This is a genomic window from Streptomyces avermitilis MA-4680 = NBRC 14893, from assembly GCF_000009765.2.
Classification (GTDB): domain Bacteria; phylum Actinomycetota; class Actinomycetes; order Streptomycetales; family Streptomycetaceae; genus Streptomyces; species Streptomyces avermitilis.
This window is the reverse complement of sequence record NC_003155.5, coordinates 7,408,768-7,426,720: the sequence shown is the minus strand read 5'-3', so window position 1 is coordinate 7,426,720 and position 17,953 is coordinate 7,408,768. Positions and strand designations below refer to the sequence as shown.

The window sequence follows — 17,953 nt, the reverse complement described above, 5'->3', positions numbered from 1 at the left end:
TCCAGCGATACGGCGCCCTCATCGACGTATGAACGACCCTCAGACCTTCTTGGCCGACTCGGCCGCGCTCTCCGTCTTCTCCGACGGCTCGGCGTCCTCGCCCTCGTTCTCGTCCTCGTTCTTGCCCCGGTCCGTGGACTTGTCCGTGGTTGTGGACGTGTCCGTGGCCGTGGCCTTGTCCGTGGTGGCCTTATCCTCGTCCTTGCCGAGGTCCACCGGGTCGTCCGCACCGGTTCCGGTGTCGGAGGCACCCGGCTCGACGATCTCCTCACGCCCCGGCCGCTTCCGCGACGACAGCACGATGTAGAGCACCGCGAGGAGGAACACAGCGATCGCGGTCCAGTCGTTGAGGCGCACACCCAGGATGTGGTGGGCGTCGTCGACGCGCATGTACTCGATCCACGCGCGGCCCACGCAGTACGCGGCGACGTACAGCGCGAACGCCCGGCCGTGGCCCAGCTTGAAGCGGCGGTCGGCCCAGATGACCAGGAAGCCGACGCCGACGCACCACAACGACTCGTACAGGAACGTCGGGTGGTAGTACCCCGGCACCCGTCCGTCCGTCGAGGACGTGATGTGCAGCGCCCAGGGAACGTGCGTCTCGCGCCCGTACAGCTCCTGGTTGAACCAGTTGCCCCAGCGGCCGAAGGCCTGCGCGAAGGCGATGCCGGGGGCGACGGCGTCGGCCCAGGCCGGCAGCGGGATGCCGCGGCGCCGGCAGCCGATCCACGCCCCCACCGCACCCAGCGCGATCGCGCCCCAGATGCCGAGGCCGCCCTCCCAGATCTTGAAGGCGTCCACCCAGTCACGGCCCTCGCTGAAGTACAGCTCGTAGTCCGTGATGACGTGGTACAGCCGCCCGCCGACAAGACCGAACGGCACGGCCCAGACCGCGATGTCGGCCACCGTGCCGGGGCGCCCACCGCGGGCGACCCAGCGTTTGTTGCCGAGCCAGACGGCCACGAAGACGCCGATGATGATGCAGAACGCGTAGCCGCGCAGTGGAATGGGGCCGAGGTACAGCACCCCACGCGCCGGGCTGGGAATGTAGGCAAGTTCCATGGCAGGGACGACGCTACCCTGCCGGACACACAGCCTGGCAACCCACCCGGCTACGGCTCCATAACGCAGGGCGCCCCGGCCCTTTCGGACCGGGGCGCAGCGGGCGGTCGCGGGCCTCAGCCCTTGTTCGCCGCCTCCACCATCTGCTTCAGCTTCGCCGGGGTCATCGTCGGGTCCGCGGCGAGGTTCTTGCCGCCGAACAGCACGGTCGGCGTGCCTTTGAAGCCGCCGCTGTCGAAGGCGGCGTTCGACTTCACGACCCAGCTGTTGTGCGTGCCGTCCTTGACGCACTTCCGGAACGCCGGGGTGTCCAGGCCGTCGACCTTGCCGGCGAGTTCGATGAGCTTGCTGTCGTCCGCGAACGAGTCCACGGTCTCGTCCGGCTGGTTGTCGTACAGGACGTCGTGGTACGCGGTGAACTTTCCGGCGTCCTGGGCGCAGGCCGCGGCATTGGCGGCCTGGCGGGAGCCGCTGCCGCCCCTGCCGTCGTCGATGATCGTGACCAGGTGGTAGTCGATCTTCAGCTTTCCGGCGCCGACCAGTTCGTGCAGCGTGGGCCGGTATGTGGTCTCGAAGATCTTGCAGGCCGGGCAGCGGAAGTCCTCCCACACCGTGAGCGACGACTTGGCGGTGTCCTTGCCGACCGGGATCGCCAGGCCGTCCTTGCCCGTCGCGCCCGAGGGCGCCACGGCCGGGCCGTCCGAGGCGCTCTTCTTGTCCTTGCCGGAGTTCGCGGCCAGCACGCCCACCACGGCCGCGAGAGCCAGGACACACACCACCGACGCCCCGACGATCAGCGCCCGGCGGCGCCTCTCGGCGGCCTTTTGCTTCTCACGCTCGACCACCAGCCGCTCACGGGCGGTGCGCTTTCCCTCACGGTTCTTCTCGCTCACATCCGGCAGAACGAACCGGGGAGGCACAGCGCGCCTCCCCGGTCCCAGGTCCACCCGTTCGGGTGAGCGGTTTGTCCCCTACGTACGCGCAGGCGTCGTGGAGGGCCCGCTGTCAGTCGCCGCCGCGCACGCCCTTGGCCAGTTCGCCGGCCAGCGCCCGTACGGCCTCAAGACCCGCCGCCTCGTCCTCGGCGTCCAGCATCAGCTTCACGAACGCCGACCCGACGATCACGCCGTCGGCGAAGCCGGCGACCTCCGCGGCCTGCGTGGCGTTGGAGACGCCGAGGCCGACGCAGACGGGCAGGTCGGTGGTGGCCCTGGTGCGCCGCACCAGGTCCTGCGCCTGCTCGCCCACGGACGCGCGGGTACCGGTGACGCCCATCAGCGAGGCCGCGTACACGAAGCCGGAGCCCGCCGCGGTGATCTCGGCGAGCCGGGCGTCCTTGCTGCTGGGCGCGACCACGAAGACCGTCGCGAGGCCGTGCTTCTCGGCGTGCTCCCGCCACAGCGCCGACTCCTGCACCGGGAGGTCGGGCAGGATGCAGCCCGCTCCGCCCGCTTCCGCGAGCTCGGCGGTGAACCGCTCGACGCCGTAGCGGTCGATGGGGTTCCAGTACGTCATCACGAGGACCGGCTTGCCCGTCGCCTCGTGCGCCTCCCGGACCGTCCGCATGACGTCGGCGATCCTGACGCCGCCCCGCAGGGCGATGTCGTCGGCGGTCTGGATGACGGGGCCGTCGAGGACGGGGTCGCTGTGCGGGAGTCCGACCTCGACGACATCGGCGCCGCCGTCGAAGACGGCCTTGATGGCGGCGATGCCCCCGTCGACGGTCGGGAACCCGGCCGGCAGATAGGCGATGAGGGCGGACCGCCCCTCCGCCTTCGCGGCGGCGAGGGTGTCGCTCAGCAGTTGGCCCCTCTGACGGGAAAATGCGGCGCCGCTCACTTGGCGTCCCCCTCGATCTCGGCGATGTCGCTGTCGGCGTCCGCGGCGACGGACGCGTCGGTGTCGTACAGGCCGAAGTAGCGGGCGGCCGTGTCCATGTCCTTGTCGCCGCGCCCGGACAGGTTGACGAGGATCAGCCCGTCCTTGCCCAGTTCCTTGCCGATCTCCAGGGCACCGGCGAGCGCGTGGGCGCTCTCGATGGCCGGGATGATGCCCTCGGTGCGGGAGAGCAGGCGCAGGGCCTGCATGGCCGCGTCGTCGGTGACCGCGCGGTACTCGCCGCGACCGCTGTCCTTGAGGTAGGCGTGCTCGGGTCCGATGCCCGGGTAGTCGAGCCCGGCCGAGATCGAGTAGGGCTCGGTGATCTGCCCTTCGTCGTCCTGGAGGACGTACGAGCGCGATCCGTGCAGGATGCCGGGCTCGCCGGCGGTGAGGGTGGCCGCGTGCTCACCCGTCTCCAGGCCGTGGCCCGCGGGCTCGCAGCCGATGAGGCGGACGCCGGTGTCGGGGATGAAGGCGTGGAACAGCCCGATCGCGTTGGAGCCGCCGCCGACGCAGGCGACGGCCGCGTCGGGCAGACGTCCGGCGCGCTCCAGGATCTGCCGGCGCGCCTCGACCCCGATGACGCGGTGGAAGTCGCGCACCATGGCGGGGAAGGGGTGGGGGCCGGCGACGGTCCCGAAGAGGTAGTGGGTGCGGTCGACGTTGGCGACCCAGTCCCGGAACGCCTCGTTGATGGCGTCCTTGAGGGTGCGGCTGCCGGACTTCACGGCGATGACCTCGGCGCCGAGCATGCGCATCCGCGCGACGTTGAGGGCCTGGCGCTGGGTGTCGATCTCGCCCATGTAGATGGTGCAGTCGAGGCCGAAGAGCGCACAGGCGGTGGCGGTGGCGACGCCGTGCTGTCCCGCGCCGGTCTCCGCGATGACGCGGGTCTTGCCCATGCGCCGGGTGAGCAGGGCCTGCCCGAGCACGTTGTTGATCTTGTGGGAGCCGGTGTGGTTGAGGTCCTCCCGCTTCAGGAAGACGCGGGCGCCACCGGCGTGCTCGGCGAAGCGGGAGACCTCGGTGAGGGCGCTCGGGCGGCCGGTGTAGTGGACGAGCAGGTCGTCCAGTTCACGGGCGAACTCGGGGTCGGCCTTGGCCTTGTCGTACTCGACGGCGACCTCGTCCACGGCGGCGACCAGGGCCTCCGGGATGAACTTGCCGCCGAAAGCGCCGAAGTAGCCCTCGGCGGTGGGGACTTGACCCTCGGGGTCGGGAATGAAGAACTCGCTGGACATGCGGTTACCTCGCAGGGGCGACAGCCCCGGTTACAGGTCGGACAACGGTCACGTCAGTAGCGCGCGCGGGGCTCCACCGGGGGTGTCTCGTCCGCCGCCCGCTCCCGCCGTCGGCAGGGGCAGCGCGGGAGACAGCGCTCGGAAGGGGAGCGTTCCGCCGCTCTGCCCCGGGGAGAGTCCCGCCGCCGGGCGGCTCACGCCGTCGCGACGGCGAGCTACTCCCACGGCGCAGGTCGGCGGTGCCGAACCGGCCCGAACCCCCGTCGGGGGATCGCCGGCAGCGGCAGCGGCACCGGTCGCGAACCGGAGTCGGTTCAGCCGGCCCGCAGGGTGCGCACGCGCGCACCCCGGCGCCATCGCATGCCGTTGACCTGGCCCGGCTCGTCGCCGATCACGTACCGCACCCGTCGCCCGTGCACCCGTCGGGCCGGTGCCCGGCAGCCGCGCGGACGGCAGCCGCGGGCCAGCCGGGCATAGGGGTCCCGGGCCGCGGAGAGGGGCGCCTGAGCGGCCACCACCGGCACCGGTACGACCGACCGCACGCACGCCACGGCGCCACCACCGTCGAGGCCGGAGCCCGGACGGACGGTGACGGCGGCGAGAGCCCGGTCGGCGGTGGTCATCGAGGTGTCAGCCCCGGCCGTGCCGCAGGGCGGGATGCGTACCGGCCGCCACCAGGTCGGCGACCGCCGCCTTCGGGTCGCGCCCGGTGACGAGGGACTCGCCCACCAGGACGGCGTCGGCGCCGGCATTGGCGTACGCGATGAGGTCGTGCGGGCCGCGGACGCCGGACTCGGCGATCTTCACGATCCCCTCGGGGATCTCCGGGGCGACCCGCTCGAACGTGGTGCGGTCGACCTTGAGCGTCTTCAGGTTGCGCGCGTTGACGCCGATCACCTTCGCGCCCGCGTCCACCGCCCGCTCGGCCTCGTCCTCGTCGTGCACCTCGACGATCGGCGTGAGCCCGATGGACACGGCGCGCTCGATCAGCGACTCCAGGGCGGGCTGCTCCAGGGCGGCCACGATCAGCAGCGCGAGGTCGGCGCCGTACGCCCGGGCCTCCCACAGCTGGTACGACGTGACGATGAAGTCCTTGCGCAGAACGGGGATGTCGACCTTGGCGCGGACGGCCTCCAGGTCGGCGAGGGAGCCGCCGAAGCGGCGCTGCTCGGTCAGGACGGAGATGACGGACGCGCCGCCCGCCTCGTAGTCCGCCGCCAGAGCCGCGGGGTCGGCGATCGCGGCGAGCGCGCCCTTGGACGGGCTGGACCGCTTGACCTCGCAGATCACCTTGACGCCGTCGCCGCGCAGGGCGGCCACGCCGTCCTTGGCCGCGGGTGCCTTCGCCACGCGCTCCTTGAGCTCGTCGAGGCTGACCCGCGCCTGCCGCTCCGCGAGGTCGGCACGGACTCCGTCGATGATCTCGTCGAGCACACTCACGCGAGCGGCCCCCTTCCTGACGGTTGAAGTTCAAGCGGTGGGCTTGGGGACATCGGGACCGCCTCTCTGGGCGATACCGACGGTCACTCCGATGGTATCCGGAGGACGGCCAAGGCTCCGCATCCGGTGGATGCCGGTCCCACTACCTGGACGTTTGCCATTCGATCAAGGATGCAGCCAGCCACCGAACGGCAGGTTCCGGACAACGGTGAAGACCAGCAGCAACGCGCCCACGCTCCACAGATGCACCGGCCCCAGGTCGATCCGCACCGGCCGTCCGCGCGCCGCCCGTACCACCCAGAAAGTCCACACCACGGCGAACACGAAGTAGCCGGCCACGGCCACCGCGTTGTCCGTGAGCGCGGCCGAGAGGTCCCCGTGCACGAAGGCGTGCGCGCTGCGCAGTCCGCCGCAGCCGGGGCAGTAGACGCCGGTGAAGCGGAGCAGCGGACAGACCGGGTAGTGCCCCGGCTGGTTGGGATCGACCGCCCCGACGTACGCGAAGGCCCCGACGACGGCCGCGAGCACCCCGCCGGGGACAGCGAGCCGCCGCAGCACGGCCGTGGGCCCCGCGCCCGCGTCCGGCTGATCCGCGCCCGGCTGATCCGCGCCCGGCCGCGTCACCCACTGGGATTGTGCGTTCACCCCACGCATTCTGCCCCCGCCCCGTCCGCGCCGCCCACCCGCCGGGTACGGACACGCGAAGGCGGCCCCGGCACTGGACGCCGGGACCGCCTCTCGAAGCCTTGCGGGCTCAGCTCTCCGCGCCGGCGCTCGCGACGTGGTGCACCGGGTGCGTGGTCTTCTGCTGGCCGAGGCCCATCGCGCGCATGATGCCGCCGACGACACCGCCGAGGACGACGATGACCATGCCGGCCCAGAAGCCCAGCGGGTTGGCCAACACCATGAAGGCACCCGATACACAGAAACCGATGAAGGCGATGATGACACCGGTCCAGGCGGCCGGGGTGTGACCGTGGCTGCTGCCCGCCATGACTTGCTCCTCGTTGCTATGCGTGTGTGAGTCGGACGCTCGTCGCCCATTGTCCCGTACCCGGGCGGATGCCCTGAGCGCGGGGTCCGTCCCGCGAGTCGGACACCCAGGGCGACGACGTGCCTGGTCGGGCCTACGCCGGGTCCGGGCCCGTCGGGTCCTCGCCGCGGTCCAGCGCCTTCCACAGGTCCTCGGGCCGGTCGGGGTCCACCCGGGCCTGGCGCGGCCGGGGCGTGCCGTCGCGCTCGTACCGGCCGGACATCGCGGGCCACAGCCGTCCGTAGCGCAGGGCGAGCAGCCCGGCGAGGAGGAGCAGGGCGCCGCCTGCGACGGCGACGTACGGCCAGGCGGTGTGGGTCAGTGCCTCGGCGGTCGCGGAGGTGTCGCCGGACGCCTGGGCCGCCTTCTCGTCGAGGGCCGCGCTGTCCGAGACGCCGAGGAGCGCGGCGGCGATCGTGCCCGCGCCGGACAGCGCGAGCAGCGCGGCGACCAGCAGGCGCCCGGCGCTGCGGACGGCGAAGACGGCGACGAGCGCGGCGAGGCCCACTATGGCGAGGGCCGCGGGCACGCCCGTGACGTCGCTGCCCTTGGCGGTCAGCGGGAAGTCGCCGCCGGCCACCGCCACGGTCCCCGCCGCCCAGCCCTGCCGGGAGGACAGCAGCGCCACGGCGGCGCCGAGCGCACCGCACAGCAGGGCCACGGCAAGGCTCCGGCGGCCGGACCGGGCGGGTCCCGCGGCTTCGGATCGGGGGGTTGGTACGGCAGTCACGTACTCCACTATCGCCTGAACCCCGGGCGAACCGTCACCCGGGGTTCACCGCGGCCACGGTGGACGGGCTACAGCCGGTTCGCCGTGTGGACCGCGCGCAGGACCGCCGCCGCCTTGTTGCGGCACTCGTCGTCCTCGGCGACCGGGTCCGAGTCCGCGACGATGCCGGCGCCCGCCTGCACGTACGCCGTGCCGTCGCGCAGCAGCGCCGTGCGGATGGCGATGGCGGTGTCGGAGTCGCCCGCGAAGTCGAGGTAGCCGACGCAGCCGCCGTACAGCCCCCGCCGGGACGGCTCCAGTTCGTCGATGATCTGCAGGGCGCGGGGCTTGGGCGCGCCGGAGAGGGTGCCGGCCGGGAAGCAGGCCGTCAGCACGTCGAAGGCCGTACGCCCCCGCGCGACCCGCCCGGTCACGGTCGACACGATGTGCATCACGTGCGAGTAGCGCTCGATGGTCATGAAGTCGACGACCTCGACGGAACCGGGCTCGCAGACCCGCCCCAGATCGTTGCGCCCCAGGTCGACGAGCATCAGGTGCTCGGCGCGCTCCTTGGGGTCGGCCAGCAGCTCGTCCGCGAGGGCCTGGTCCTCCTGCGGGGTCGCGCCGCGCGGCCGGGTGCCCGCGATGGGGTGGACCATCGCCTGCCCGTCCTCGACCTTGACGAGGGCCTCGGGGGACGAGCCGACCACGTCGAAGCCCTCGAAGCGGAAGAGGTACATGTACGGTGAGGGGTTGGTCGCCCGCAGTACCCGGTAGACGTCCAACGCGCTTGCCGTGCACGGCGTTTCGAAGCGCTGGGAGGGGACGACCTGGAACGCCTCGCCCGCCCGGATGCGCTCCTTGATGTCCTCGACGGCGTCCTGGAAGTCGGGGCCGCCCCAGAGGGCGGTGTACTCCGGGAGTTCGGAGGGCGGGAGGGCGGCGGGGGGCTGCGCGACCGCGCGCGACAGGTCCGCCTCCATGGCGTCGAGGCGGGCGACCGCGTCCGCGTAGGCCTCGTCGACGCCCGTGTCGAGGTCGTTGTGGTTGATCGCGTTGGCGATCAGCAGGACGGAGCCCTCCCAGTGGTCCATGACGGCCAGATCGCTGGTGAGGAGCATGGTCAGCTCGGGAAGTTTCAGATCGTCGCGCTCGCCGGGGCCGATCTTCTCCAGGCGGCGCACGATGTCGTAGCCGAGATAGCCGACCATGCCGCCGGTGAAGGGCGGCAGGCCCTCCTCGTGGGGCGTGTGCAGCGCCTCGATGGTGGCGCGCAGGGCGGCGAGCGGGTCGCCGTCCGTGGGGACGCCCACGGGCGGGGTGCCGAGCCAGTGCGCCTGCCCGTCACGCTCGGTGAGGGTGGCGGCGGAGCGGACGCCCACGAAGGAGTAGCGGGACCATTTGAACGCCGAGCGGCCGTTCTCCGCGGACTCCAGGAGGAAGGTGCCGGGGCGCTCGGCGGCGAGCTTGCGGTAGAGCCCGACCGGGGTGTCGCCGTCGGCGAGGAGTTTGCGGCTGACGGGAATGACACGGCGGTCGGTGGCCAGCTTGCGGAACGTCTCGAGGTCCATGGCGGCTGACCTTACTGATCCGCTGCGGGTACGCCGGAATCGCCGTCCTTGAGCAGCACGTCGGCGTCGAAGCACGTGTGCGCGCCCGTGTGGCAGGCGGCGCCCACCTGGTCGACCTTGACGAGCACGGTGTCGGCGTCGCAGTCGAGGGCTACGGACTTCACGTACTGGACGTGGCCGGAGGTGTCGCCCTTCACCCAGTACTCCCCGCGGCTGCGCGACCAGTAGGTGCAGCGGCCCGTGGTGAGCGTGCGGTGCAGCGCCTCGTCATCCATCCAGCCGAGCATCAGCACCTCACCGGTGTCGTACTGCTGGGCGATGGCGGGGACGAGCCCGTCGGCGCTGCGCTTGAGGCGCGCGGCGATCTCGGCGTCCAGGCTGCTGGGCCTGCTGGGCTGGGGCGTGCTGGTCATGCCGACCATTGTGCCGCGCCGGTCGGACATCCCCGGCGGACGTCCAGTGGGCGGACCGCGCGGCGGGTTCCTCCCGGGTGTCCACTGGGCCGACCGGCCGGGCGGTCGTAGGCTGGCCTCATGTCGACCCATGCGAAGCGTGAACGACTTCTCCTCGCCGATCTGTTGGAGGCGGAGGGACCGGACGCCCCCACCCTGTGCGAGGGCTGGAACACACGGGATCTCGCCGCGCACGTGGTGGTGCGCGAGCGCCGGGCCGATGCGGCCGGCGGGCTGCTGATCAAGCAGCTCGCGCCCCGGCTCGAGCGGGTGATGGCGGAGTTCGCCGCGAAGCCGTACGAGGAGCTCATCCAGCTGATCCGTACCGGCCCGCCGCGCTTCTCCCCGTTCGCCCTGAAGCAGATCGACGAGGCGTCGAACACGGTCGAGTTCTACGTCCACACCGAGGACGTACGCCGGGCGCGGCCGGACTGGACGCCACGCGCGCTGGACCCGGTCTTCCAGGACACCCTGTGGTCCCGCCTGGAGCGCACGGCCCGTCTGGTGGGCCGCGGCGCGCCGACCGGCCTCGTGCTGCGCCGGCCGGACGGGCAGACGGTGGTCGCGCACAAGGGCACACCGGTGGTGACGGTGACCGGCGAGCCCTCGGAGCTGCTGATCTTCGCGTGCGGGCGGCAGAACGTGGCGGCCGTCGAGCTGGACGGGGACAAGGAAGCGATCGCGAGACTGCACGAGACGAAGCAACTCGGCCTCTGAGGCACCGGGGTCCGCGGGGCGGCTCCCGCCGCTCACCGGGCCACCGGGGTCTGCGGGGCGGCTCACCGGGGCGTCGGGGTCCGCGGGGCCGGTCACCACGTCGATGGGGTCCGCTGAGCGGCTCGCCGGGCCACCGGAGTCTGCAAAGCAGCTCGCCGGGCCGCCGGAGTCTGCGGGGGCGGGTCCGCGTCGACGGGATCCGCCGAGCAGCTCGCCGGGCCACCGGGGTCTGCAAAGCAGCTCACCGGGCCACCGGGTTCCGCCGAACGGCTCGCCGGGCCGCCGGGGTCCGCGGAGCGGCTCACCACACCGCTGCATCCGCCGAGCGCTCGGTGGGCGGCCCCGGGGGGCCGGGCGGTGGCGGGGCCGCAGGCGTCGGACACGTCGATCCGCCCCCGGGAATCACAGCGCGGGGGCGGACCGACCGCTCCGGGACGCGACGGTCTCCCGGCCGGAGACCCGGGGGTTGCCCCGGGAATCACAGCGCGGGGGCGGACCGACCGCTCCGGGACGCGACGGTCTCCCGGCCGGAGACCCGGGGGTTGCCCCGGGAATCACAGCGCGGGGGCGGACCGACACTCCTGACGCCGCGGCCCTCCAGCCGGAGGGCCGCGGCCCGGCGGTCGGCCCGCCGGGCGGTGCGACACGTGCCGGGGCGCCGTGTCCCGGTGTCACTTCTTGCGGGAGTCCAGGAACTTCTGTTCCGCGGGCAGTGCGCGGGCGTCCTCGACCAGCACGGTGCCGCCCGTGGCCTTCTTGTCCGGCTTGGTCACGTAGGCGGCCATGGCCGCCGGGCGCGAGGCGTCGGAGAAGTCCTGCGGGGTGCCGAGGCCGTTGTCCACCGCCTTCTGCGAGCGGTGCGCCTTCACCAGGCCCTCCCGGGTGAGGTCCTTGGCCTTGCAGGCGGCCTTCAGGTCGCGGCCCATGAGTTCGGCCGCGTTGTAGCCCGACAAGGTGCCCGCGTCCACGAGCTCACCGGGGTACTTCTTCTGGTACGAGGTGACCATCCTCTTGACGGCCGGAAGGTCGGAACTGACCGGCGGGGCGGAGCTGACGACGTGCAGCATGGCGAGCAGTGCGGGCGCCGCCGGTGTCTTGAGGAGCTGCGGCGCGTAGCCGGGGGCGCTGGTGACGACCGGGACCTTCAGCCCGCGTGAAGCCGCGACACCCACCAGGGAAGCGGTCTGGCTGGGGCCCGCGCTGATCAGGATCGCCTTGACCCCGGCCTTGCGCAGGGCGGTGACCTGCGCCGACAGATCGGTGTCGGTGGCCTTGATCTTCTGTCCGACGACCGTGAGGCCCGCCTTCTTCGCCGCCCACGAGGAGCCTTCCAGCGCGTTGCTGCCGTAGTCGCCCTCGAAGTACACGTGGCCGATCTTGTCGCCCTTCTTCACGCCCTGCTTGCGGGTGAGGAAGTCGACGGCGCGCACCATGTCGATGTCGTACGTGGTGCCGAGCACCTGCACGGCGTCCTTGCCGAGCAGGGAGGCGGCCCAGGCCTGCGGGAAGGTGAGGAGGTGGTCCTTCTCCACGTCGTCGAGCAGGGCGGAGACCACGGGCGAGCCGATGACCTGGGGCAGCGCCAGGACGTCCGGGGAGATCTCGGTGTAGGCGGCCACGGCCTTCTGGACGTCGTAGCCGTGGTCCTTGACGACGATCTCGACCTTGCGCCCGCAGATCCCGCCCTTCTTGTTGGTCTCGTCGGCCCACATCTGCTGGGCCTGGACGATGCTCTTGCCGAGGGTGGCGTAGGGGCCGCTCAGATCCGTGAGCGCGCCCAGCCCGATCTTGTCGGCGGTGACGCCGGGGCCGGTCTTCACGCCGTCCGCGGCGGTGTCGCCGCCGGAGTCACCGGCTTTGGTGCTGCATCCGACGCCGGCCAGCAGAAAGGCGGCAAGGGTCGTGGCGAGTGCTGTGCGTCCCGTCGTGTTCACGAGGTGCGCTCCTTGGGTCGTTGATCTGATGCGGACGCGGCCGGGGTGGAGGCGGCCGGGGATGCGGAGGCCGGTGATTCGGAGGCCGGTGATGCGGAGGCCGGTGATGCGACATCGGCGGACGCCGTGCGCGGGGGCGCGGTCCGGCGTCGGCGGACCGCGGCGCCGGCGCGCCGGGCGACGCCGCTCAGCCCGTCGGGGGCGAAGAGCAGGACGAGGACGATGGCGGCGCCGTACAGATAGCGGGAGGCCTCGGTGGGGCCCACCGCGTGGCCCGCGGCGCCGGGCGCGGCGACCAGCGGCAACTGGTCGGCGTAGCGGGCCATGAGCAACGGCAGCGCGGTGACGAAGACGGCGCCCGCGGCGGCGCCCGCCACCGAGCCGAGGCCGCCGATGACGATCATCGCGAGGTAGTCGATGGACAGTGCGAGGCCGAAGTAGTCCGGCACGATCCGGCGGAAGACGAGCGCGAGCAGGACCCCGGCCAGGCCCGCGTACATGGAGGAGACCACGAAGGCGGCCGAGCGCCGGCGGGCGACCGGGACGCCCATCACGGCCGCCGCGGTCTCGCTGTCGCGCAGCGCGGTCAGGGCCAGTCCCGGGCGGCCGTTCAGCAGGTTGCGGGCGGCGAACCAGCCCACCGCGAGCAGGATCAGCGCCAGGTACCACAGGCGCTCCTCGGCGCCGAACGGGACGCCCAGCACGGTCAGTTGGGGATCGCTCGCGGTGAAGGTGAAGCCGCCGAGGGACATGGGCGGCACGGACCGCCCGTTGAAGCCGCCGGTGATGGAGTCGGCGTTGAGCATCACGTGGTGGCCGAGGAAGACCAGGGCGAGCGTCGCCACCCCGAGGTAGACGCCGCGCACCCGGCCGGCGACCGGACTGAACAGGCCGCCCACCAGACCGCTCAGACAGACCGCCAGCACCAGGGCGAGCAGCGGCGGCAGCCCCGGCCCGGGGTCGCCCGCCAGCCACACGTATCCGTAGGCGCCGACCGCGAGGAAGAACGCGTGGCCGAGGGAGAGCTGGCCGGCGGTGCCGGTGAGGAGGGTGAGTCCGACGGCTCCGAGCGCGGCGGCCATCGAGAACAGTCCGACCTGGAGCCAGAACGCGCCCAGATAGAAGGGCAGTACGCACAGGAGGACGGCAGCGCCCGCCATGACGAGGCGCCTAGACACGGGCCGCCTCCCTCGTCCCGAAGAGACCGGCGGGCCGGACGAGGAGCACCAGCACCATCACGGCGTACGGCACCACGTCGCCGAAGCCCTCGCCGAGCGCGGAGAGTTCGGACTGGTAGCCGGCCGCCAGCGCCTCGGTGACGCCGATCAGCAGGCTTCCGGCGAGCGCGCCCGGCGGCGAGGCCATGCCGCCGAGGATCGCGGCGGGGAAGGCCTTCAGCGCGATCTGTCCGGTGGTGCGCTCCAGGCCGGGGGCCGGGAAGGCGGCCAGGAAGACGGCGGCGAGCGCGGCGAGCGCGCCGGCCAGGCACCAGGCGAGGGTCCGGATCCGGGCGAGCCTGATGCCCATCAGCGCGGCGGCCTCGTGGTCCTCGGCGGCGGCTCGCAGGGACAGGCCCCACGAAGTGAACCGGAAGACGGCGAAGACGGCGGCGATGACGACCAGTGACACCAGGATCGAGGCGATCCGGCTGTCGGCGACGGTGATCGGGCCGAGCTCGGTCACGTCGGAGCCCCAGGGGTCGCCCAGGGTGAGGAGGTCCCCGCCGATGCGGCGGGTGAGGTCCGTCATCAGCAGGATGTCGACGCCGATGGTGAGGATGGTCAGTACGTGCGCGGCGTGCGGGTCGAGGCGGCGCAGCAGCAGCCAGTCGATCAGCCCGGCGGCGGCCGCGGTGGCGAGGACCGCGAGGGCGAGGGCGCCCGCGAAGCCGAGCCGGTCGTGCAGCACCGCGGTCAGATAGCCGCCGAGGAGCAGCAGGGAGCCGTGCGCGAAGTTCATCACTGCCGAGGCCTTGAAGATGATGACGAAGCCGAGGGCGACCAGGGCGTAGACCGAACCGAGGGCGAGCCCGTTCAGTACGGTGTCCAGGGCGGTGCTCATGCGATGTGCTCCTGGGGAGTGGTCGGGGTGCCGAGGTAGGCGCGGCGGACCTCGGGGTCCTGGCGGACCTGGTCCGGGGTGCCCGCGGCGATACGGCGGCCGAAGTCGAGGACGGTGACCTCGTCGGCCAGCCGCATGACGAGGCCCATGTCGTGCTCCACCAGCAGCACGGACAGGCCCAGTTCCGCGCGGACCGTGCGCACGACCTCGACGGTGCGGGCGCGTTCGCCGGAGTTCATGCCGGCCACCGGTTCGTCGAGCAGCAGCACCCGCGGCTCCAGGCACAGGGCGCGGGCGAGTTCGACGCGCTTGCGGTCGCCGTACGACAGCAGGGCGACCGGCGTGTCGAACAGCGTGCCGAGGCCGGTGAGTTCGGCGATCTCGCGGGCGCGGGCCCGGTGGCTGCGCTGCTCGCGCACGGTGCCCGGCAGTCGCAGGGCGGTCGCGGTGAACCCCGCGCGGGACAGGGCGTGCCGGCCGAGCATCAGGTTGTCGCCCACGGTGCCCGCCGTGGTGACGATGTTCTGGAAGGTACGGGCGATGCCGAGCAGGGCGATCCGGTGCGGGGGCAGCCGGGTGAGTTCCGTGTCGCCGAGGCTGACGCTGCCGTGCGTGGGCCGGCACAGCCCGGACACGACGTTGAAGCAGGTGGACTTGCCCGCTCCGTTGGGCCCGATCAGCGCGTGGACGCTGCCGGGCGCCACGGTGAAGCCGATGGAGTCCAGCGCGGTGAGTCCGGCGAATTTGACCGTGACGTCGTCGACCCGCAGGGGCGGGGGTGACACGCTCATGCGACGCCCTGCCCTTCGGCCGTGGTGCGCTGGCCCTCGGTCGTGGTGCGCTGCCCGCCGGGCGGGCCGGCGGCGCCTTCCGTGCCGGTGTCGGGATCGGGGGGCGGCCCGGCGGCACCGTCCGTACCGGCCTCCGGACCAGGAGACGAACCGACCGCACCGTCCGTACCGGCCTCCGGACCAGGGGGCGGGCCGGGCGGCGCGGGGTGCGGGCCCGGAGTGTCCGGAGCCGCGGTGGCCTCGCCGGGCCCCATCGCCTCGGGTCCGGCCTCCTCCCCCAGGTACAGGCGCCGTACCGCGTCGGTCCTGGCCAGTTCGGCGGCCGGGCCGGCGAGCCGCACCTCGCCGACTTCGAGGACGTACGCGTGGTCGGACAGTGCCAGTGCCATCGCGGCGTTCTGTTCCACGAGCAGGATCGAGGTGCCCTGCTCGTTGATCTCCCGGATCACCTCGGCGATGCGCTCGACCATCAGCGGGGCCAGGCCGAGTGACGGTTCGTCGAGGAGCAGCAGCCGGGGTGCGGCCATCAGGGCCCGCCCGATGGCGAGCATCTGCTGCTCGCCGCCCGACAGCAGTCCGGCGCGCTGCGCGCGGCGTTCCGCGAGCCGGGGGAACAGTCCGAAGACCTGTTCGCGGGCGGCTTTGACGACCGCCGGGGCACGGCGGCCGAGGCCCAGTCCGCCGGCCCGCAGGTTCTCGTCCACGGTGAGTCCGGCGAACACCCGGCGGCCTTCGGGGACCTGTACGACACCGGCGCGCACCGCGGCCACCGGGTCCTGTCCGGTCAGGCGCACGTCGCCGTAGTGGACGCTGCCCGCGGTGATCGCTCCGCGATGCAGGCGCAGGGTGCCGGAGAGGGAGCGCAGCAAGGTGCTCTTGCCCGCGCCGTTGGCGCCGAGCAGGGCCACGGCCCCGCCCGCGGGCACCTCCAGGCAGACACCTCGCAACGCGGTCAGGGCGCGCCCGTAGGCCACGTCGAGGTCGCGCACGTGCAGCACCGACGGCCCGTTCGGGGGCGGGTCCTTCGGGGGCGGTCCGCCCGGCAGGGGTATGTCCTGCCGGGCGCCGTCCGATGACAAAGAGGGCATCACAACTCCTCGGTTCCGCACGACGCGGACATACGGGGGAAGTGGCCCTACGAGAGCATGCGCCCACGGTCGCGTACAGCGCCCGGCCGCGTCTCGGGACCGGCTCCCAGCGTCGGGGGCGGAGAGTTGTGCCGCTGCCCAGCGTGCCGCGTCCCGCGCGGAGCCCGGCCCGCTGCCGGGGCCGTCCGCCCGGCGCGGCGGCGGCGAACCGAGCAGGCGCGGGAGGAAGCCCGGCGGAAGCCCGGCGGGGATGCCCACGGGACGCGTGCGGGACGTGTGCGCATGTCGTGGCCCGCCGTCCACGGACTGTGCGCTGTCCCAAAGGGCGCGGTCAGCCCCCCGAGGAGCCGCTCCAAGAGGCAGGGTCGGCCACCGAGGAACCGCTCCAAGGGAGGGACGGGGTCAGTCCGCGAGGAGCCGCTCCAAGGGAGGGACGGGGTCAGTCCCCGAGGAGCCGCTCCAAGGGAGGGACGGGGTCAGTCCCCGAGGAGCCGCCGGGCGGTCAGCGCGAGCGAGGTGTCGACGACGTCCGCGGGCCGGGTGAGACAGCGGCCGGTGAGCTGTTCGAAACGGCGCAGCCGGTTGAGGACCGTGTTGCGGTGGCAGTACAGCCGGCTCGCCGCGCGCTGGGCGGACCCGTCGTTGTCGAGCCAGGCGCTGACGGTGTCCAGGAGCAGGTCCCGGTCGCTCGGGTCGAGGCTGAGCAGCGGTCCCAGGACCCGGTTGACGAGCGCCGTGCCCAGGGCCGGCGCGGACACCAGCAGGGCCGCGGGCAGATGCTCGTCGAGCAGGACGGTGCCGCCGCTCTCCGGGCAGGCGCGCAGAGCGGTCTCGGCGAGCCGGCGTGCGTCACCGACCGCCGCGAGACCGTCGACCGCGCGGCTGATACCGACCCGGGCCCCGATCGGTACGGTCACGCGGTCGACCAGATCCTTCGGCTCGCGCTCGCCGAGGTGGACGATGCCGTGCTCGACGTCCGTGCCGGTGTGCCAGAGCGCCCGCATACCGGGTGGCACGGACAGCAGTTGTGTGCCCACGTGGCCGGCCGGGTGGGCGACGGCCACGCTCACCACCGCGTACCTGCCCTGCTCGGGAAGGTCCAGCGCGGTGGCCACGTCCGGCAGGTCGGCTATGCGGGTCGTGCCGTCGAGGAGGGCGGTGGTCATCAGCCGCAACCGGTTCTCGCGCCGCCAGGCGAGCTGCCGTTCCACATGCCGGTAGGCGTCGGCGACCAGGGTGCAGTGCTCGTCGACGAAGTTCCACACGTCCGACGCCACATGCACCAGCAGGCGTACGTCGTCGGGGTCGCGCCGTGCGGCCTCCTCGACGAGCCTCCGCCACACCAGGGCGCCGCCGAGCCGAAAGGCGTGCAGCAGCGCGTCCAACGGCATCCCCTGTTCCGCCCGTTCGGCGCCGATCCGCCATGAGCAGCGCCGGGCGGCGTCCCTGCACTCCCTGGGGCGCAGCAGGGAGCCGACGTTGTGCCGCAGGGAGCGGTGCACCTCCTGCCACAGCCCCGAGGGGTCCGTTTCGAAGGCCGCCCGGTAGGCCGGCTCCTGCTCCTGGAGCACGGCGAGCAGCCGTTCGGTGATTTCGGGGAGGTCGTCCATCAGGACGGCGGCCGCGCGGCGCAGCACGGCGACGGCCTCCGCGTCGACGAGGGAACGGACGGGCGGCGAGGCGGGCGGCAGCCCGGGCACCGCCCGGACACGGGCTCGTACGGCGTTCGGCATCGCGGTCCTCCACCGGTTCGGTTCGCACCGGTGCCCAGCACGGCGTTCGTCCCCCGCCGGGCGGCTCCGGAGCAGTCCTTGGTCCCGAAGGATGGCATACCGTCCGGTCGGTCCCTAGAGTTCGTCGACAAATTCCCCGCTGCCTCGCGACGCCCGGCACCTCGCGATACGCGCTCCCCACGCGGTCCAGGCCGACTGGCGACGCCGCGTACGGTCCGGTCGGCGCCTCGAGGCCCGACC

17 protein-coding genes and 1 pseudogene are annotated in these 17,953 nt (G+C 72.9%); 1 reads left to right on the top strand and 17 read right to left on the bottom strand.

The genetic code is table 11. The annotated features are described in order from the left end of the window. Positions 1-39: 39 nt before the first annotated feature. The 11 genes from lgt to hisI all read right to left on the bottom strand — a co-directional run bounded on the left by lgt (position 40) and on the right by hisI (position 9,350). Positions 40-1,062, bottom strand: coding sequence for a prolipoprotein diacylglyceryl transferase (gene lgt / locus SAVERM_RS31815; RefSeq protein ID WP_010987581.1), 1,023 nt, complete (start codon positions 1,060-1,062; stop codon positions 40-42). Between the two features lie 116 nt (positions 1,063-1,178). Then, positions 1,179-1,955 carry a DsbA family protein gene (locus SAVERM_RS31810; protein WP_037646931.1) on the bottom strand — a complete coding sequence of 259 codons (777 nt, stop codon included), beginning with the start codon at positions 1,953-1,955 and terminating at the stop codon, positions 1,179-1,181. Positions 1,956-2,067: 112 nt separating this feature from the next. Beyond that, positions 2,068-2,901 (bottom strand): tryptophan synthase subunit alpha, encoded by an 834-nt coding sequence (gene trpA, locus SAVERM_RS31805; protein WP_010987579.1) that lies wholly within the window; start codon positions 2,899-2,901, stop codon positions 2,068-2,070. Beyond that, positions 2,898-4,184 (bottom strand): tryptophan synthase subunit beta, encoded by a 1,287-nt coding sequence (gene trpB, locus SAVERM_RS31800; RefSeq protein ID WP_010987578.1) that lies wholly within the window; start codon positions 4,182-4,184, stop codon positions 2,898-2,900. Before trpB ends, trpA begins: the two co-directional genes overlap by 4 nt. Positions 4,185-4,498: 314 nt before the next feature. Then, positions 4,499-4,708, bottom strand: coding sequence for a tryptophan biosynthesis modulator TrpM (gene trpM / locus SAVERM_RS31795; RefSeq protein ID WP_037646930.1), 210 nt, complete (start codon positions 4,706-4,708; stop codon positions 4,499-4,501). A gap of 106 nt (positions 4,709-4,814) precedes the next feature. Next, the gene (gene trpC / locus SAVERM_RS31790; protein ID WP_010987576.1) at positions 4,815-5,624 is read right to left on the bottom strand and encodes an indole-3-glycerol phosphate synthase TrpC; all 810 of its coding nucleotides are present in this window, start codon (positions 5,622-5,624) and stop codon (positions 4,815-4,817) included. A 165-nt stretch (positions 5,625-5,789) separates the two neighbouring features. Further along, positions 5,790-6,278, bottom strand: a complete 489-nt coding sequence (locus SAVERM_RS31785) for a DUF2752 domain-containing protein (protein WP_010987575.1) — start codon at positions 6,276-6,278, stop codon at positions 5,790-5,792. A 100-nt stretch (positions 6,279-6,378) separates the two neighbouring features. Further along, positions 6,379-6,618: an HGxxPAAW family protein gene (locus SAVERM_RS31780; protein ID WP_010987574.1), complete on the bottom strand. Its 240-nt coding sequence runs from the start codon at positions 6,616-6,618 to the stop codon at positions 6,379-6,381. A gap of 133 nt (positions 6,619-6,751) precedes the next feature. Then, positions 6,752-7,396, bottom strand: a complete 645-nt coding sequence (locus SAVERM_RS31775) for a TIGR02234 family membrane protein (RefSeq protein ID WP_010987573.1) — start codon at positions 7,394-7,396, stop codon at positions 6,752-6,754. A gap of 59 nt (positions 7,397-7,455) precedes the next feature. After that, positions 7,456-8,937: an anthranilate synthase component I gene (locus tag SAVERM_RS31770; protein WP_010987572.1), complete on the bottom strand. Its 1,482-nt coding sequence runs from the start codon at positions 8,935-8,937 to the stop codon at positions 7,456-7,458. Positions 8,938-8,948: 11 nt separating this feature from the next. Beyond that, positions 8,949-9,350, bottom strand: a complete 402-nt coding sequence (gene hisI / locus SAVERM_RS31765) for a phosphoribosyl-AMP cyclohydrolase (protein ID WP_010987571.1) — start codon at positions 9,348-9,350, stop codon at positions 8,949-8,951. 120 nt (positions 9,351-9,470) lie between these two features. Between hisI and SAVERM_RS31760 the strand changes: the two genes are divergently transcribed. Continuing rightward, a complete protein-coding gene (locus tag SAVERM_RS31760; protein ID WP_010987570.1) occupies positions 9,471-10,106 on the top strand; it encodes a TIGR03085 family metal-binding protein in 636 nt (211 codons plus the stop codon). Between the two features lie 671 nt (positions 10,107-10,777). Here the strand turns inward: SAVERM_RS31760 and SAVERM_RS31755 are convergent. The 6 genes and pseudogenes from SAVERM_RS31755 to SAVERM_RS31730 all read right to left on the bottom strand — a co-directional run bounded on the left by SAVERM_RS31755 (position 10,778) and on the right by SAVERM_RS31730 (position 17,713). Continuing rightward, entirely contained in the window at positions 10,778-12,040 is a 1,263-nt protein-coding gene (locus SAVERM_RS31755; RefSeq protein WP_010987569.1) for an ABC transporter substrate-binding protein, read from the bottom strand. Next, complete coding sequence (locus SAVERM_RS31750; protein WP_042493802.1) at positions 12,037-13,200, bottom strand: branched-chain amino acid ABC transporter permease; 1,164 nt, start codon at positions 13,198-13,200, stop codon at positions 12,037-12,039. The genes SAVERM_RS31755 and SAVERM_RS31750 overlap by 4 nt, the downstream gene beginning before the upstream one ends. Before the next feature lie 10 nt (positions 13,201-13,210). Continuing rightward, a complete protein-coding gene (locus SAVERM_RS31745) occupies positions 13,211-14,101 on the bottom strand; it encodes a branched-chain amino acid ABC transporter permease (protein WP_010987567.1) in 891 nt (296 codons plus the stop codon). Further along, entirely contained in the window at positions 14,098-14,892 is a 795-nt protein-coding gene (locus SAVERM_RS31740) for an ABC transporter ATP-binding protein (RefSeq protein WP_010987566.1), read from the bottom strand. The genes SAVERM_RS31745 and SAVERM_RS31740 overlap by 4 nt, the downstream gene beginning before the upstream one ends. A 257-nt stretch (positions 14,893-15,149) precedes the next feature. Further along, positions 15,150-15,980 (bottom strand): annotated as a pseudogene (locus SAVERM_RS31735) (ABC transporter ATP-binding protein); the annotation flags it as partial. A gap of 476 nt (positions 15,981-16,456) precedes the next feature. Next, positions 16,457-17,713 carry a PucR family transcriptional regulator gene (locus SAVERM_RS31730; protein ID WP_010987564.1) on the bottom strand — a complete coding sequence of 419 codons (1,257 nt, stop codon included), beginning with the start codon at positions 17,711-17,713 and terminating at the stop codon, positions 16,457-16,459. Positions 17,714-17,953: the final 240 nt, after the last annotated feature.

Bases quoted from the DNA above. Each gene is read 5' to 3' on its own strand.
- SAVERM_RS31785 (WP_010987575.1), bottom strand. From the start codon at position 6,278: ATGCGTGGGGTGAACGCACAATCCCAGTGGGTGACGCGGCCGGGCGCG.
- SAVERM_RS31760 (WP_010987570.1), top strand. From the start codon at position 9,471: ATGTCGACCCATGCGAAGCGTGAACGACTTCTCCTCGCCGATCTGTTG.
- SAVERM_RS31740 (WP_010987566.1), bottom strand. From the start codon at position 14,892: ATGAGCGTGTCACCCCCGCCCCTGCGGGTCGACGACGTCACGGTCAAA.
- SAVERM_RS31780 (WP_010987574.1), bottom strand. From the start codon at position 6,618: ATGGCGGGCAGCAGCCACGGTCACACCCCGGCCGCCTGGACCGGTGTC.
- hisI (WP_010987571.1), bottom strand. From the start codon at position 9,350: ATGACCAGCACGCCCCAGCCCAGCAGGCCCAGCAGCCTGGACGCCGAG.
- SAVERM_RS31730 (WP_010987564.1), bottom strand. From the start codon at position 17,713: ATGCCGAACGCCGTACGAGCCCGTGTCCGGGCGGTGCCCGGGCTGCCG.
- lgt (WP_010987581.1), bottom strand. From the start codon at position 1,062: ATGGAACTTGCCTACATTCCCAGCCCGGCGCGTGGGGTGCTGTACCTC.
- SAVERM_RS31770 (WP_010987572.1), bottom strand. From the start codon at position 8,937: ATGGACCTCGAGACGTTCCGCAAGCTGGCCACCGACCGCCGTGTCATT.
- SAVERM_RS31750 (WP_042493802.1), bottom strand. From the start codon at position 13,200: ATGGCGGGCGCTGCCGTCCTCCTGTGCGTACTGCCCTTCTATCTGGGC.
- trpB (WP_010987578.1), bottom strand. From the start codon at position 4,184: ATGTCCAGCGAGTTCTTCATTCCCGACCCCGAGGGTCAAGTCCCCACC.
- SAVERM_RS31745 (WP_010987567.1), bottom strand. From the start codon at position 14,101: ATGAGCACCGCCCTGGACACCGTACTGAACGGGCTCGCCCTCGGTTCG.